Origin of the sequence: Oliverpabstia intestinalis (assembly GCF_009696065.1) — a bacterium.
Classification (GTDB): Bacteria; Bacillota; Clostridia; order Lachnospirales; family Lachnospiraceae; genus Oliverpabstia; species Oliverpabstia intestinalis.
Genome location: NZ_VUMS01000007.1, coordinates 93,592 through 109,646 on the forward strand (window position 1 = coordinate 93,592; position 16,055 = coordinate 109,646).

Genomic DNA, 16,055 nt, shown 5'->3' on the forward strand with positions numbered 1-16,055 from the left:
GAAATATCGGATCAAACCTGGAGGTATATAAGTGAGTATGGAGAAAAATGCACCGTTTATGATTACGCAGGCGCGGCCGGAGGACGCCGCCGCCCTGCTGGACTATTTGAAATGCGTCGGCGGAGAGACGGACAATCTCAGCTTCGGCCCGGAGGGCGTACCGCTGGATGTAGAGGCGGAAACGCAGTATCTGGCCGCGCAGGTCGCTTCAAAGGACAATGTGCAGTATCTTGCCTGGACGGACGGTCAAATCATCGGAGATGCCAGTTTGAACCGCAAGCCGAGGCGCATGAGCCATCGGGGCGAGTTCGGGATCAGCGTGCGAAAAGCCTATTGGGGCTACGGGGCCGCCTCCGCGCTCATGGAAGCCGTTCTTGCGTTTGCTGTGGAAAACGGCTTTGAGCAGATCAATCTGGAGGTCCGAAGCGACAATCTCCGCGCCATCCGGCTCTATGAGAAGTTCGGCTTCCGCAAGCTGTGTACCTTCCCGGCCTTCTTTAAGCTGAACGGGCAGTACATTGACTTTGATCTGATGAACCGGGACATGCGCTAAGCAGTCATGAGTAAGATTTTTTGAAAGAGGAGAAAATGAAATGAAAAAAATATTGAATAAACTTTTCATCATAGCAAGTTTAGGTTTGATCGCAGCGGGTGCAATCTTTCTGTGCGCCAGCATTTTTGACGGAAATGAGACCACGACACCATTGGCAATCGCATTGGCGTGCATATTGCTGTCAAACCTTTTTAATGTGATTCGGATGAATATGGATAAGAAATAGCAACTTGATCATGTTCAATCAAACCAAATCTGAATCCTGAAAGGAAACCATTATGAAACAGCAAAAATTTTTCGTTATTGTTATAACCGTCTGTGCCCTCCTGCTATCTCTGACCGGGTGCGCATCCAGCTCCGCCTTTGACGGCAGCAGCGCAAAGAACGCGGATTCCTACCACTTGGATGTCAAAATCATGAACGGCACGGACACCCACACCCTGGAGCTGAAGCAGGGTGATACGCTCAAAATTTTATTCGAGACGGTGAAAGGGGCGCTGGAGATGAAGATTACGTCACCGGATGGAACATCGCTCTATCAGGGAGACGGAACCGTGACGGAATTTACCGTGGAGGCTCCTGTGGACGGTCCCTACGCAATCGTCGTTGCGGGGCAGAATGCAAAGGGCAGGATCCACGTTGATGTGGAAAAAGTGCCTGCGAGTACGGAACCGGCGGAGACACCGGAGCCGTCGAATTCCACTGTGGAAGAAGAAATCCTTCCCGCTGAGGCTCCTACCAGGGAAACGACGGACACCTCCGTTTCCATCGCGCCACCGGTGCAGGAGCATAATATCCGGATGCCGTGACAGCGGACGATCTGGTTGTCCCGTGGCATCTGGTGGAAGATGAAAAAGACAATGCCACCGCTATGGAGGCGATCCCCGGCGCTATGGAGTTCGGCAGCAGCATGGAGATCACAAGCGATGGCCATATCTCTGGTATATCGGAGCGGACGGCGGAACCGGAACATATTCGCTGAGCGGCGATATTCTCTCCGCCGACATGACCAATGACTTTGACCAAAGCTCCATGAAAATGGAGTTTACGGCTGAGAAAACGGATGACGGGACTTTCCTGTACACAGAATATAAGGGGCTCTTGCTTTGCTGGTCGCAGGGCGAGGGCGAAACAGGAAAGGGTGGTGATGATGAAGCTGAGTCGGGTTATCCGGGAGCGGATGTGGTAGAGCTTGTGAATCTCCGCGGCGACACGACAACGGTATATAAATTAGCGGACGGCACCTATATGGATCGTATTGAACGCCGTTTTATCTATAACGGTACGGATACTTGGACTGACGAGGACGGGGCGGAGTGGAAATTGTTAGTTTTGAAAATGTAAATACCACATATCCTGAACATACACATATTGAGCCGTGTGTGATATCAGGTGTCAGATTTTTCGAAATTATAAGCGTGAAAAGATGAGAGGAGTTGGTTGACGGATGAAAAAAGATCATGCAAAAAAGCGATATATTGGAAAGATAATCGTGGCGTTTTTATTTGGAGCTGCAATCATGGCATTCATAAGATATATATCTTATGGTGGCATGAACTCCGGAACACAGGTAAATAATGAAGAATTTCTGAAAGTTGCAGAGGAAATCGATGATATTGCGATACCGGAAAATGTAAAGATATTTGCTCTTGGAGAGGCGACCCACGGAAATAAAGAATTTCAGGAATTAAAGCTTGATATGTTTAGAAAAATGGTAGAGGAATATAACTGTAAGGCCTTTGCCTTAGAAGCAGATTATGGTGGATGCTTATTGGTAAATCAATATATACACGGTGAGGGGAAAAATACGGAAGATGATGCAGTGGAAGCACTTGCTTTTCATATTTACCAGACGGATGAAATGAGGGCATTGATTCGCTATATGGCAGATTATAATAAACAGGCAAAACCGGAAGAGATGTTAAGCTTTTATGGGTTTGATATGCAAAACTCCGACTTGGATCAAAAATGTGTAGATGAAGCATTTTCAGAACTTAAGATGCAGTATACCGATATGGAAGATGCTGCGGAAACTTTAAAGAATATACCAGGGATGGAAATGTATGCGCAGGCAGCGAGATGTTATCTGCAAAATCAGGAGCTTAGTAATGCGTCAAATGTAGATTATGCAAAAATAAGGGATCATTATATGGCTGAAAACATCGACTGGATTTATGAGCATGTTCAGAAAGCAAACGAATCTATGCTTATGATTTCGGGGCATAACGGACATGTGGCAAAGAAGAGTACATATACTACATTCATGGGTGAAGAACTGTTTGAAAAATATGGTGATGATTATTTTGTCATTGGCACAGATTTTTACAAAACAGAATGCAATTTGCCTGGAAAAAATGGAAAAAGAATTACGCGAAAATTTTATTCTGCTGATCCTTTGGCAAATACAGCGTATGCCCTTGGGATGGATATGACGTATCTTGATTTTGATAAACTGCAAAAATCAGAAAAAATAAAGAAAATTATCAATCAGAGTATGCTGATGGGATCACTCGGAGAGGGTTATAGCCTTTTGAATAAGATCTTACCAAATAGCTATAGAATCAATGATGTCCCAGCAGAATTATATGACGGAATGATTATTGTGATAAATGCGACACCAACAGATATAAAGCATTAATGAAAAAATATGGAGGGAGGAACAAATGATGATATGATACAGAAAAGGTTTGGCTTGGATATTCCGGTTTTTGTTATTTTGCAGGAAAAGTTAGAAGATATATTAAGCAAGGCTCCCGATTGGTGGGGAACATCTGACAAAGATATATACGATAATCTAATTTTTGTGATGTCTCTTGCTACCGCTGAAATCATTGCGGAGAAAATTGGAGAACCGACAAAAGAATTGGAACAGATATGTATTTGTGATAACACTATTTTTTGGTCTTTCGACAGGAATAAATATTGTGGATTTGGTAAATCCCGAAAAATTATTTTTTATAGGGAACAGAAACTTTGAATTTTCATCTTGGGTATGGAGGTCATTATGGAGCTATTATTTGAAATAGATTTACATGATTATGAGTTAGATGATAATGTTTTTTCCAGACCATCAGCGCGAGGGGTTATTTTTGATGATTGTGGGAGAATAGCACTTGTTTATAGTCAAAAAGAAAAATACTATAAGTTTCCTGGTGGAGGAATTCTTTCAGGTGAGGATAAAAAAGAAGCATTGATACGTGAAGTCAGAGAAGAAACTGGATTGGTTGTTATTCCTAAATCAGTAAGGGAATTTGGAAGTGTTTTACGTCGTCAAAAAAGTAATAAGACCCCTAACACTATTTTCGAGCAGGAAAATTTTTACTATTTTTGCGAAGTGGAAAATATAGTAACAGAACAAAAACTGGATGAATATGAAGCAGAGGCGGGATTTATACTTAGATTCGCGCATTTAGATGAAGCAATTGATACCAATTTAAAGTATAAAACAGAAGATTTTTTCGATGAAATTATGATAAAAAGAGAGACGAAGTTGTTACAAATTCTTAAGAAGAAAAGAGGTACACATGACAACATTCTATTTTGTTAGACACGGACACATGGATACATCCATGGCAGGAAAAAAATTTTACAAAGACTTTAGTTACAACATGATGACATTATCTGAAAAGGGAATTGGCCAGATTAAGGAAACGGCAAAGGACGTAAGGCTGGCAAATGCAGAACTGATTATTGCATCGCCTTTTGGACGAACTTTGCATAGTGCAGCAATTTTATCCAAAGAGTTAAATATAGATATGAAGGTTGAAACGGATTTACATGAATGGTTAGCAGATGCAGTTTCATATGATTTTTTACCGGATGATATTGCGGAAAAGTCGTATAAAGCCTTAAGTGAGAATGAAGGCCGACATCCGATAGGAGAAACATGCTTATGGGAATCTGCGGAGCAGATGAAAAAACGTGTTATGAAAGTTTTGGATAAATATAAGGATTTTGATTCGGTGATTGTTGTTTGCCATGGAACACTAATGCAGTATGTTCTAGGAATACCACATCCTGAAAATGGGCAGATTGAAGTGTTAACATATTGATAGAGAGGAAAATTCTTTAGGCTACAATCAATAGCGGTGTAAACGAAAAAGCAGTCTTAAACTATAGAAGAACTGCCCTTTCGTTTGCACCGCGTTTGATTTTGCCAAAGTGAACAAAGTCGCGTCCGCGTAGCCGATATGTATGGACTTTCAATTCTTGCTTTTTTTATGAATACGAGTGAAATACTAGAATTCTCTGCATTGTTATATGGTGCTTTTGCAAAATCATGGCACGACAAAGAAACCTCATTGCTGAGGCTTTTTGAAATTATTTAGTTAGTCGGTTCTAAATGCGCAAAGGTATTCTCTGCTGTGGTTTTCCAAGATGACCACCACAGCATTTGCAAACAGTAACCTTGATACCATAAAGGGTTTCAAGGATCTGAGGTGTTTCCATATCTTTCAGTCGTGATAGATACTGCTTACAACCAAGAAGATTCCGACATAATGCCAGATGCTTGTTCTTGCTGCGTGTACATAGCAAGCCGTAGTGTCTGATTCTGACAAAGCGTTTTGGCGGCACATGCATAAGGAATCTACGAATGAATTCAACTCCGGAAATGGTGAATTCTTTCCACTTACCTTTTTCGCGATAATCTTTCACATAGTATGTAACAGCATTTTCGTCTATACGGATGATTCGGTGATTACTGATAGCGATTCTATGTGTGTACTTACCAAGATAGTTAATAACAGACTGGGCACCATTGAAGGTTTTCTTGCAGTGAGGGATCCAATCTTTTTCATAGCAGGTGTTAAGAAGCTCTTTGAAGGCATAGTGGTTGCGAGCAAGGTGAGGAAAAAAGCGTGTTCCTAAGTACTTTCTTCGACTGCTTGAGTATTAGGTGAAGGCGGAGCAGATGAATAAGGCGAAGGAGGAACAGAATAATGGCTAAGAATAGAGCTATTACAGTTCAGGGAATACCGGTTACGGTATCGTATGAAGACATAGATGACTTTATCTGTATTACAGATATTGCAGCTGCTAAATCGGATAATTCACGTGCAGCGGATGTTATTCGAAATTGGTTAAGAAATAGAAGTACGTTGGAATTCTTATCGACATGGGAAGAAATATATAATCCAAATTTTAGAGTGTTCGAATCTGAACACTTTAAAAAAGAGGCAGGACTTGTTACGTTTACACCAAGCGTATCAGAATGGGTAGAAAAAACTAATGCAGTTGGACTGTATGTTAAACGTGGAAAATACGGCGGAACATTTGCGCATAAGGATATTGCATTTGAATTTGCTTCTGCTATCAGTCCGGTGTTCAAATTGTACCTGATCAAAGAGTTCCAAAGACTAAAGGAAGCTGAAAATGATTTGCAGAAGTTGGAATGGGATGCAAAGAGATTTCTATCCAAGAATAATTATTTAATTCAAACGGATGCGGTTAAGAATTATTTGATTCCTGTATGCAATTATCGTAAGGATTTACAGTGGCTTCCTTATGCAGAAGAGGCGGATTTACTTAATGTAGCATTATTTGGTTTTACTGCAAAAGCTTGGAGAGGGGCTAATCCAGAGCTTGCAAAAAAGAGTAATGTTAGGGATTATGCAACAATAAATGAATTAACTGTTCTATCGAATCTTGAATCGCATAACGCACAAATGATTCGAGAGGGAATGGATAAGAAAGATAGATTCGAAGCGTTGAAGGAGATTGCAGAGTATCAGCTTCGTGTCCTGAATGAGGCAGAAAAAATCAATAATAGGATAGAGGAGCAATAATGTTCAACCATTTTCTCGGCATTGGCAAAATGGTTGAAATAGATTTTAGAGGAGTGATTATTTGAAAAAGCAACGATGTTACATATATACAAGAGTATCTACTGTCATGCAGGTAGATGGTTTCAGCTTAGATGCGCAGAAGGAAAAACTTAAGAAATATGCTGATTTTCAGGATATGGTAGTAGTTAGAGAGTTTTCAGATGAGGGTAAATCCGGTAAAAATGTTGATGACCGTCCACAGTTTAAGGAAATGCTTTGTTTGAATTGAGATGCAGTATTGAGAAAGAAGGGGTATTAGTTCCGCTTATGTTGAGAAAGAATCCGCATGGTGATGGATATGAAACAAGAATTGCAAAAGCAAATAATATGAGTGAAGAAAAAGTCAGAGCTATTATTGAAAAATGCACTGACAGTAGATTTTTAGGTGCTTTGGGAGAGAAAACAGTAATTGTTCTGAAAGTCAATTTGTTAGACGGTATCCTGTAACGAGTGCTCTCAAAAGATGAGCAAAAGATTTCAAACTTCTGCTCATCTTTATACAATCTTAATTTCAAAACAAACTTACTTACGCTCATTTAATACAAATAAAGATAGAATAAAGGCAATATAAAAAAGAAATTAGGGTTATGGGGATATAGTTATGCAACAGATAAACAAATCAAGACATCGACATATGACATCATTTCAAGTGATTAGTTTAGGGTTTTTATCCGTGATTCTCTTAGGCAGTCTGCTTTTGATGCTGCCGATTGCTACAAAAAGCGGCCAGTGTACCTCCTTTTTGGATGCTTTGTTTACCGCAACTTCTGCGGTTTGTGTGACGGGACTGGTTATTAATGATACGGCAACCTACTGGTCTTTATTTGGCCAAGGAGTTATTTTACTGCTGATTCAAATTGGAGGTATGGGAATTATTACGATTGCTATTGCGATTGCTGTTGTTTCCGGGCGTAAAATCGGGTTGATGCAGCGAAGTACCATGCAAGAGGCAATTTCGGCTCCAACGGTGGGTGGTATTGTACGGAGAACGCAATTTATTATTCGGACTACTATTCTAATCGAAATCATTGGTGCGGCTCTATTAGCCCCTGTTTTTTGCAGGGATTTTGGTTTTTGGAAAGGAATATGGTATTCGCTGTTCCATTCTATTTCTGCTTTTTGCAATGCAGGATTTGATCTGATCGGTATAAGAACACCGTTTTCCTCGTTAACATCCTATTCTGTACAGCCGATTGTAAATCTTGTGATTATGGTGCTGATTGTTGCAGGAGGTATTGGATTCCTTACCTGGGAGGATATAAAGAATCATAAATGGCATTTCAAAAAATACCGAATGCAAAGCAAGGTAATTTTTATGGTAACAGGATTATTGATATTCTTACCGGCTCTTTACTTTTTTTATTTTGAGTTTTCAGATGTGCCACTAAAGGAAAGAGTATGGGTTTCCTTGTTTCAATCCGTTACGCCGAGAACTGCAGGATTTAATACGGCAGATTTGACTTTATTCAGTGAAGTTGGGCAAATGCTTATCATTATGCTGATGCTCATCGGTGGCTCGCCCGGTTCCACTGCAGGTGGTATGAAAACGACGACTCTTGCAGTTCTCGTTTCATCGGCATTATCTGTATTTAGAAAAAAGGAACACACTCATTTTTTTGGCAGACAAATTCCGGATGACACTATCAGATATGCAGCTACGATTTTTTTGATGTATATCGTTTTATTCCTTGTTGGAGGAATGGTAATTAGTAGCACAGAAGATATTCCACTTATGACCGCTTTGTTTGAGACGGCGTCGGCAATTGGGACGGTAGGGTTATCGCTGGGAATAACTCCTGACTTGGGGCTTGTTTCCCATATAATCTTGATTTGCCTGATGTTTTTTGGCAGAGTGGGAGGATTGACCTTAATTTTTGCCACCGTTTCTGAAAAAAAGCCTAACGGTTCAAAATATCCTAAGGAAAAAATTACAGTAGGTTAAGGAGAATAAAAAATGAAATCAATATTACTTATCGGTCTGGGAAGATTCGGACGGCATATCGCTATAAAATTAGATGAATTGCATCATCAGGTGATGGCGGTAGATAAAGAAGATACTCGAGTTGATGCTGTACTTCCCTTTGTAACCAACGCTCAGATTGGGGATGCGACTAATGAAGATTTTTTGAGTTCGCTTGGTGTTGGGAATTTTGATGTTTGCATTGTGGCTATCGGAGATAACTTTCAGAATTCATTGGAAGTAACGTCCCTTTTGAAGGAACTCGGTGCAAGAATGGTGGTGTCTCGTGCCGCTCGTGATGTTCATGCAAAATTTCTTTTACGAAACGGCGCAGATGAAATTGTTTATCCCGAAAGGCAGCTTGCCGATTGGGTTGCGATCCGTTATAGTGCTGATCATATTTTCGATTACATAGAACTAGATGAAGAACATGCAATCTTTGAAATATCTATACCGGGAGAATGGATAGGAAAAACAATCGGTCAGTTGGATATACGAAAAAAATATAACATCAATATTATGGCACTGAAAACAAATGATATTATGAATTTGAAAATAAGTTCCGATACGCAGTTGTTAAAGGACAGTACCATGCTTGTTCTTGGGGAGACGAAACATATTCAAAAATGTTTTCATATTTAATTTTTGAAAGAAGTTGGTGATATGAAAGACTTTGCTTTACTTATAGTGGTGTTGGTAGTATTTATTTATGGTTATTTTCTTATGGAAAAGCTGGATAGATTTCTCGAGGAAAATCAATCCCAAAAACTTATTTCAGGTTCTAAGCTCAGGATTGGATTTGAAACACCTGTAATCATAGATTCTATTGCAGATCTATTAGAACAATTTTCAAGCGAATACCCAAACTATGAGCTGAATCTGTTCTACGGTTCTGTAAGTGAAATAATAAATGGGCTAAAAAATAATAAACTTGATTTTGGCTTTATCATAGAAAGCTCCAACGATATTTTGAAAGATGAGTATTGTTCCTTATCCCTTCAAATAAAGCAAAGTGTCATTAATCCAGACTCTGTAGACGTTGCGGTACATCCCATCAACACGATTGAGAAACCAGCGAGAGTGATATGGCAAAATGACATTAATTGTATAAAGAGTCTATTTGTCGAAAAATTGCGTGATTTTTCGGAGCGTTTTCCGCTTTCGGCTACACGCCCGAATGGAAAAAAGAAAGAAAAGGTGTTATAATCTTTATGCGATTTTAATGTCAGTGCTAAAATACTTTTCTGAATAGCTACTATTATTCTATATAATGTTTTTGTACAAGGAGATAACCGTATGGGTGAAAGCAGACACAACCCGGATCAGTTATTAAAGGAAATTCAAGCGGGTGAAGAAAACCGTAATAAAGGACTTTTGAAAATCTTTTTCGGATACGCAGCTGGTGTGGGTAAAACCTACGCCATGTTAGAAGCGGCTCATATGGAAAAACAGCAGGGAATTGACGTGGTAGCCGGTTATATAGAACCTCATGCACGCCCCAAGACAGCAGCTCTTTTGAATGGCTTAGAAGTTCTTCCTACAAGAGAAGTTCTCTATAATGGTATGATACTGAACGAATTCGACATTGACATGGCTCTGAAAAGAAAACCACAGATTATTCTTGTAGACGAACTTGCGCATACGAATGCCGAAGGATGCCGTCATGCAAAACGGTATCAGGACATTAAGGAACTTTTGAATGCAGGGATTGATGTCTATACGACTGTCAATGTTCAGCATATTGAAAGCCTTTGTGATACAGTTGCATCCATTACGGAAATTGTTGTACGGGAACGCATCCCGGATTCTATTTTTGATAATGCAGATCAGGTTGAATTAATAGATATTGAACCACAGGATTTGATCAACCGTTTGAACACAGGAAACGTATACAGACAGACACAGGAAAACCAGGCAGTAGAAAATTTTTTTACAATAGAAAATTTGACAGCTCTCCGGGAGATTTCACTGCGGCGATGTGCGGACCGGGTGAATATCCTCACAGAAAATACCCGCATAAAAAATCATGGAGATTATCACACAGGCGAACATATTCTTGTATGTCTATCTTCTTCTCCATCCAATGCGAAAATTATCCGTACCGCCGCAAAAATGGCTTCTGCTTTTAAAGGGGAGTTTACGGCTCTGTTTGTAGAAACCCCCGATTTTTCGGTGATGAGCGAGGAAAATGTAAAACGCCTGCGTTCAAATATTCGTCTTGCAGAGCAGCTTGGGGCAAAAATAGAAACAGTTTACGGAGAAGATGTTTCATTTCAGATTGCGGAATTCACCCGTTTGTCCGGTGTGTCAAAGATTGTGATCGGACGTAGTTCTGCTACAAAACGGCATTTGCTCAGCAAACCGACCCTGACAGAAAAATTGATTGATTATGCTCCTAACCTGGATGTGCATATTATTCCGGATACGGTTTCTAATGCGGCAGTGTATCAGTTAAGAGGGGGCAGGAAAAAGAACCATATCGTATTCTCTGTCACTGATACATTAAAATCTACTTCGATCCTGATTTTATCCAGTTTAGTCGGAATGATTTTCCAGAAATTTGGATTTGACGAAGCAAATATCATTACTGTTTTTGTTTTAGGAGTTCTTGTCACCGCTGTCATCACGAAACATCAGATATACAGCCTAATTTCCTCGATTGTAAGTGTTTTGGTCTTTAATTTCCTGTTTACGGAACCTCAATTTACCTTGAAGGCGTATGATCAGGGTTATCCTGTTACCTTTATTATCATGTTTTTGGCGGCATTTTTAACTGGTTCTCTTGCTATACGGATTAAAAACCAGGCAAAACAGGCGGCACAATCTGCTTACCGTACCAAGGTGTTATTTGACACAAACCAGCTATTGCAACAGGCAAAAGATAAAAATGAAATTGTATCTGCAACTTCAAATCAGCTCATTAAACTCTTGGGAAAAGATATCGTTTTTTATTTAGCTGATGGAGAAGTGTTGGATACGCCGCATATTTTTTCTGTAACTGAGGAAAATTTGGAATCGTGTATTTCCGAAAATGAAAAGGCCGTTGCCGGCTGGGTATTGAAAAACAATAAACGTGCCGGAGCTACAACAGGAACGCTTTCCAATGCAAAATGCCTGTACCTTGCTGTTCGCAGCAGTATGGTATATGGAGTTGTTGGAATCGTGATGGGGGAAATACCTCTTGATCCATTTGAAAACAGTATTCTACTGTCCATTCTCGGAGAATGTGCCCTGGCTTTGGAAAATGAGAAAAATGCCCGTGAGAAACAGGAGGCGGCTATCCTTGCAAAAAATGAACAGTTGCGAGCGAACCTGCTGCGTGCTATTTCACATGATTTGAGGACACCGCTGACATCCATTTCCGGTAATGCTAGCAACCTTTTATCCAACGGCGATTCCTTTGATAATGATACAAAAAAGCAGCTATACATGGATATTTATGATGATTCCATGTGGCTGATTAACCTTGTAGAAAACCTGCTGGCTGTAACCCGGATTGAAGAAGGACGGTTGAATCTCCATATAACGGAAGATTTGATGGAGGACGTGATCACAGAAGCGTTACATCATATTAACCGAAAGAGTGAAGAACATCATATTTCCGTTGAAAGCAAAGAAGAATTTCTTCTTGCAAAAATGGATGCAAAGCTTATTGTTCAGGTAATCATCAATATTGTTGATAATGCTATCAAATATACACCTAAAAACTCTCATATTGTTATTCGGACAGAAAAGCGGGGAAAACAAGCAATCGTATCTATATCGGATGACGGAAACGGAATTGCTGACGAAATAAAGCCACGGATATTCGACATGTTCTACAGCGGTGCAAATCAAATTGCAGACAGCCGCCGAAGTTTAGGACTTGGATTATCTTTGTGCAAGTCCATTATTAACGCCCACGGCGGAGAACTTACTGTTTCAGATAATCTGCCGCACGGAACAGTATTCACATTTACATTACCGGCAGGGGAGGTCAAAGTATATGAATAAGTCACTAATATTAGTTGTAGAAGATGACACATCAGTCAGAAATTTAATTACAACAACCTTGAAAGCGCACGAATACCGATATCTGACGGCACCCAATGGTCAATCGGCAATTTTAGAAGCATCTTCACACAATCCTGACATTATTTTACTTGATTTAGGACTTCCTGATATGGATGGTGTTGAGATTATTAAAAAAATTCGTACTTGGTCGAACATGCCAATTATCGTAATCAGTGCTCGCAGTGAAGATACCGATAAAATTGACGCGTTGGATGCCGGTGCAGATGATTATTTAACAAAGCCATTTTCTGTTGAGGAACTGCTTGCCAGACTACGAGTCACGCAAAGAAGGTTATCGATGATGCAAAAAGTATCCCCTGCCGAAGCGGTTGTTTTTGTAAACGGAAAACTTCGTGTAGATTATGTTGCAGGTTGTGCCTATTTGAATGAAGAAGAGTTACATTTAACACCTATTGAATATAAGTTGCTTTGCCTGTTGACAAGAAATATAGGAAAAGTTCTGACACATACTTTCCTTACGCAAAGTATCTGGGGAAGTAGTTGGGATAATGATATTGCCTCCCTTCGTGTGTTTATGGCGACACTTCGTAAAAAAATCGAGAAAGAACCGAACTCTCCACAATATATCCAAACACACATTGGCGTGGGGTATCGGATGTTGAAAGTTGAGTGAACTTCACAACACCATAGTTAAAGTTGGAATATAAGTTATAAACTGACATTTGTACTCAAATGCAATCAGACATTAAAGGTAGAGAATGCGAAAGCAGACTACAGAGCAAATCAGAAAGGGAAAGAGATGTCATAAATGGAGTAGAATAAGGCAAAGCGATTGAATGAAAATGTAACTGAAAAAATGTGTTCATCAGACGGTAACGTGGTTGGGGAAATGTGTTCCCCAGCCGATGCCGACACATGTGGAAACAGTCTGCTTATTATCACGTAAATAAGCGATTTTACAGGCTTTTATGAATGGAGTTCAGTCTATTTGCCACCGTAATTTTTAAAATTATCACTGAACAAATATTGGGAGTTTTTCGTTGATCCGAAAAACGGAACTTTGGAAACAAATAAACCACCTGCTGTGCGGATGGTTGAAGTTGCTTCAGCTTACAGTATAAAACCTCCTTTGTTAAATAATGTTAGGTTCGCCAACCGCATTATTTAACAAAGGAGGTATCCATATGGATAGTAATAGTTTATCACATACGAAATGGAATTGTAAGTATCATATCGTTTTTGCACCAAAATACAGAAGAAAAGTAGCATATGGAAAGATTAAGCAAGATATTGCAAATAGATTAAGTATGCTATGCAAAAGAAAAGGTGTAAAAATTGTAGAAGCAGAAATATGCCCAGATCACGTGCATATGTTGGTTGAAATTCCACCAAGCATAAGCGTATCGTATTTTGTCGGATATCTAAAAGGTAAGAGTACATTAATGATATTCGAACGCCATGCAAATTTGAAGTACAAATACGGAAATAGACATTTCTGGTGCAGGCAGTGCTTGCTATTCTTGATTAGTTAAAGGTTTTTAACTTTCCTGATTTTAAAATAATACCGATCAATAATATCCTGCAATGTAATGGATTTCATTTTTTCATCTACCATATTTTGAATTTCATGATAGAAGTCCCCAATAGCGAATTGAATGTTGATACCGATTCCACAATCCGGATTGGTATCTGTGTCTAGGTGAAACAGCGGCTTATTGCCCTCTACGGCTCGGTAGATGTCATACATATTAATTTTATCTGCCGATTTTACAAGAGTGGCATTCGCATGACCTTGTGTGTTGACAACAATGCCTGCATTTTTCAGGGTTGCCATAAGCTGTCTGACATAAGCCGGGTTTATCTTGATACTTTCTGCAATTTTTGTGCTTGAGAGTTGTTCGGCATCTCCAAGAGCAATAAATATAAGAATATGAATGGTGTCACTAAGCTTTGTGGAATATTTTATTTGTTACCTCGAAGCAAGCAGAAGAATCGAGACGAGAAGATTCGAGTAGTACCGCTTTATAGGGGGCCAGCAAAAGTGCTTGCGATACCGCCCTTTGGGGCGAGCAGTAACAATTGCCGGAAAGATTCCGGAGAATTCGTTTCTTTCAGCAAACAGTTTTTCAGGATCAGTGACGGAAAGAGAATAGAATAAAAGACAGGAAAGAGAGGGAAAAGCATGAAAATTTACTATCAGCATCCACAGACTTGGTTTGGCGATTGTATGCCTTTTGGAAAGGGTGATACTTTTTACCTGTTTCATCAGAGAGATACCAGAGTGCCGTGCCCTTTTGGAGAGCCGTTTGGCTGGGATCTGGCAACCACAAAGGATTTTGTGACTTATGAGGATTGCGGTGTGGCGATTCCGAGAGGAACGGATGAAGAGCAGGATCAGTTTATCTTTGCCGGAAGTATCTGCGAAGACAGAGAAGGAAAATATCATGCATTCTACACCGGTTACAACAGAGATTATCCAAAACAGGGAAAACCATCTCAGGTACTGATGCATGCGGTCAGTGAGGATCTGAAACACTGGACAAAGACGCAGGATGCAGTGACCTTTGTTCCGCAGCCGGGATATGATCCGGATGACTGGAGAGATCCGTTTGTACTGTGGGATGACGAATCTGAAAAATATATTCTGATCCTGGGGGCACGTCTGGAAGGAGACAAGCATAAAACAACAGGAAGAACCGTTTATTTTACATCAGATGATCTTGCAGACTGGGAGTTTCAGGGGGATTTCTGGGCACCGGATCTGTTTACCATGCATGAGATGCCGGATCTTTTCAAGATGGGAGACTGGTGGTATCTGATCACAACAGAATATTCCCATGCATCCACACAGGTGTACCGTATGGCAAAAAGCCTGAAAGGACCTTGGATCGCACCGGATGACGATGCTTTTGACGGAAGAGCTTATTATGCAGGAAGAACCTTCATGCTGAACAATCAAAGGATTCTGTTTGGATGGGTTCCGACACGTGCCAACGAGACGGACAGTGCAAATCTCTGGTACAGACCGGAGGCAGATAAAGAAGATTTTATCTGGGCAGGAACTTTTGTCGCACATGAACTGTATCAGAGAAAAGACGGCACTTTAGGCTGCCGGATTCCGGATACGGTGTGGAATGCGTTTAAGGATGAGAAAAAGCTGGAGGATGTAAAACTGGAAAAAGAATCAGGAAGAGAATTACGGCATGTAGTAACGGAGACCGGTGACTGCTATCGATACGAAGCAGATGTTACATTTGCTGAGGGAACACGTGGATTCTCCGTTGGCGTGCGTGCGCAGGAAGCGGATGATGAATTCTATTCTTTCACATTTGAGTGTCCGAAGGATCGTGTGATCTTCGAGAAATCTCCGAACTGGCCATGGCCACAGATGAATAATATGGGACTGGAACGCCTGATTCGTCTGGTTCCTGGAAAGAAATATCATGTACAGATTATCGTGGATGATACGATTGCTACACTGTATGTGGACGGAGTTGCTCTGAATACCCGCATGTATACAAACCCGGGGGAAGGAATCTGCCTGGGAGTTACAGATGGAAGTGCGGTATTTGAGAATCAGAGTATTGCATATCTGTAAAAGGGAATCGGGCCGCCGTACTGTTTTTGGTGCGGCGGCCCTGATTTTATCTCGTTCTTTTCAGAACACTTCGCGGGATATTACCTGCCGGACAGTTACAATATT

18 protein-coding genes and 3 pseudogenes are annotated in these 16,055 nt (G+C 40.4%); 19 read left to right on the forward strand and 2 right to left on the reverse strand.

Annotated elements, in window-relative coordinates:
• The first annotated feature begins 37 nt into the window (after positions 1 to 37).
• The 9 genes from FYJ57_RS05090 (at position 38) to FYJ57_RS05130 (ending at position 4,605) form a co-directional block, all read left to right on the forward strand.
• On the forward strand, positions 38 to 553 hold the full coding sequence (locus tag FYJ57_RS05090; RefSeq protein ID WP_235904411.1) for a GNAT family N-acetyltransferase: 516 nt from the start codon (positions 38 to 40) through the stop codon (positions 551 to 553).
• A gap of 40 nt (positions 554 to 593) precedes the next feature.
• Complete coding sequence (locus FYJ57_RS05095) at positions 594 to 779, forward strand: hypothetical protein (protein ID WP_154431787.1); 186 nt, start codon at positions 594 to 596, stop codon at positions 777 to 779.
• Between the two features lie 52 nt (positions 780 to 831).
• Positions 832 to 1,362: a hypothetical protein gene (locus tag FYJ57_RS05100; RefSeq protein WP_154431789.1), complete on the forward strand. Its 531-nt coding sequence runs from the start codon at positions 832 to 834 to the stop codon at positions 1,360 to 1,362.
• Positions 1,359 to 1,535 (forward strand): hypothetical protein, encoded by a 177-nt coding sequence (locus FYJ57_RS05105; RefSeq protein ID WP_154431791.1) that lies wholly within the window; start codon positions 1,359 to 1,361, stop codon positions 1,533 to 1,535. Before FYJ57_RS05100 ends, FYJ57_RS05105 begins: the two co-directional genes overlap by 4 nt.
• A 56-nt stretch (positions 1,536 to 1,591) precedes the next feature.
• Positions 1,592 to 1,897, forward strand: coding sequence for a hypothetical protein (locus FYJ57_RS05110; RefSeq protein ID WP_154431792.1), 306 nt, complete (start codon positions 1,592 to 1,594; stop codon positions 1,895 to 1,897).
• Positions 1,898 to 2,000: 103 nt separating this feature from the next.
• A complete protein-coding gene (locus FYJ57_RS05115) occupies positions 2,001 to 3,191 on the forward strand; it encodes an erythromycin esterase family protein (RefSeq protein ID WP_154431793.1) in 1,191 nt (396 codons plus the stop codon).
• A gap of 9 nt (positions 3,192 to 3,200) precedes the next feature.
• On the forward strand, positions 3,201 to 3,530 hold the full coding sequence (locus tag FYJ57_RS05120) for a DUF1697 domain-containing protein (protein WP_154431795.1): 330 nt from the start codon (positions 3,201 to 3,203) through the stop codon (positions 3,528 to 3,530).
• A gap of 27 nt (positions 3,531 to 3,557) precedes the next feature.
• Positions 3,558 to 4,100: an NUDIX hydrolase gene (locus tag FYJ57_RS05125; protein ID WP_235904413.1), complete on the forward strand. Its 543-nt coding sequence runs from the start codon at positions 3,558 to 3,560 to the stop codon at positions 4,098 to 4,100.
• Positions 4,078 to 4,605 carry a histidine phosphatase family protein gene (locus FYJ57_RS05130; RefSeq protein WP_154431797.1) on the forward strand — a complete coding sequence of 176 codons (528 nt, stop codon included), beginning with the start codon at positions 4,078 to 4,080 and terminating at the stop codon, positions 4,603 to 4,605. The genes FYJ57_RS05125 and FYJ57_RS05130 overlap by 23 nt, the downstream gene beginning before the upstream one ends.
• Before the next feature lie 286 nt (positions 4,606 to 4,891).
• Here FYJ57_RS05130 and FYJ57_RS05135 read toward each other — a convergent pair.
• Positions 4,892 to 5,392: pseudogene (locus FYJ57_RS05135) on the reverse strand (IS91 family transposase); the annotation flags it as partial.
• A gap of 101 nt (positions 5,393 to 5,493) precedes the next feature.
• Here FYJ57_RS05135 and FYJ57_RS05140 point away from each other — a divergent pair.
• The 9 genes and pseudogenes from FYJ57_RS05140 to tnpA form a co-directional block, all read left to right on the forward strand.
• Positions 5,494 to 6,339 carry a KilA-N domain-containing protein gene (locus FYJ57_RS05140; protein WP_154431799.1) on the forward strand — a complete coding sequence of 282 codons (846 nt, stop codon included), beginning with the start codon at positions 5,494 to 5,496 and terminating at the stop codon, positions 6,337 to 6,339.
• A 106-nt stretch (positions 6,340 to 6,445) separates the two neighbouring features.
• Positions 6,446 to 6,595, forward strand: a pseudogene (locus tag FYJ57_RS05145) (recombinase family protein); the annotation flags it as partial.
• Positions 6,595 to 6,825, forward strand: coding sequence for a potassium-transporting ATPase subunit C (locus FYJ57_RS16025; protein WP_330687206.1), 231 nt, complete (start codon positions 6,595 to 6,597; stop codon positions 6,823 to 6,825). The pseudogene FYJ57_RS05145 and the gene FYJ57_RS16025, both read left to right, overlap by 1 nt.
• Before the next feature lie 154 nt (positions 6,826 to 6,979).
• Positions 6,980 to 8,320, forward strand: coding sequence for a TrkH family potassium uptake protein (locus FYJ57_RS05155; protein WP_205839916.1), 1,341 nt, complete (start codon positions 6,980 to 6,982; stop codon positions 8,318 to 8,320).
• A 12-nt stretch (positions 8,321 to 8,332) separates the two neighbouring features.
• The gene (locus FYJ57_RS05160; protein WP_118725339.1) at positions 8,333 to 8,980 is read left to right on the forward strand and encodes a potassium channel family protein; all 648 of its coding nucleotides are present in this window, start codon (positions 8,333 to 8,335) and stop codon (positions 8,978 to 8,980) included.
• 21 nt (positions 8,981 to 9,001) lie between these two features.
• Entirely contained in the window at positions 9,002 to 9,544 is a 543-nt protein-coding gene (locus tag FYJ57_RS05165) for a LysR family transcriptional regulator substrate-binding protein (protein WP_154431803.1), read from the forward strand.
• Between the two features lie 90 nt (positions 9,545 to 9,634).
• Positions 9,635 to 12,331, forward strand: coding sequence for an ATP-binding protein (locus FYJ57_RS05170; protein ID WP_154431805.1), 2,697 nt, complete (start codon positions 9,635 to 9,637; stop codon positions 12,329 to 12,331).
• Positions 12,324 to 13,025: a response regulator gene (locus FYJ57_RS05175; protein WP_154431807.1), complete on the forward strand. Its 702-nt coding sequence runs from the start codon at positions 12,324 to 12,326 to the stop codon at positions 13,023 to 13,025. Before FYJ57_RS05170 ends, FYJ57_RS05175 begins: the two co-directional genes overlap by 8 nt.
• A 511-nt stretch (positions 13,026 to 13,536) precedes the next feature.
• Positions 13,537 to 13,857, forward strand: a pseudogene (gene tnpA, locus FYJ57_RS05180) (IS200/IS605 family transposase); the annotation flags it as partial.
• A gap of 23 nt (positions 13,858 to 13,880) precedes the next feature.
• Here the strand turns inward: tnpA and FYJ57_RS05185 are convergent.
• Positions 13,881 to 14,318 (reverse strand): Rrf2 family transcriptional regulator, encoded by a 438-nt coding sequence (locus tag FYJ57_RS05185; RefSeq protein ID WP_328597435.1) that lies wholly within the window; start codon positions 14,316 to 14,318, stop codon positions 13,881 to 13,883.
• A 216-nt stretch (positions 14,319 to 14,534) separates the two neighbouring features.
• Here FYJ57_RS05185 and FYJ57_RS05190 point away from each other — a divergent pair, with 216 nt between their 5' ends.
• Entirely contained in the window at positions 14,535 to 15,950 is a 1,416-nt protein-coding gene (locus FYJ57_RS05190) for a family 43 glycosylhydrolase (protein WP_154431809.1), read from the forward strand.
• Positions 15,951 to 16,055: the final 105 nt, after the last annotated feature.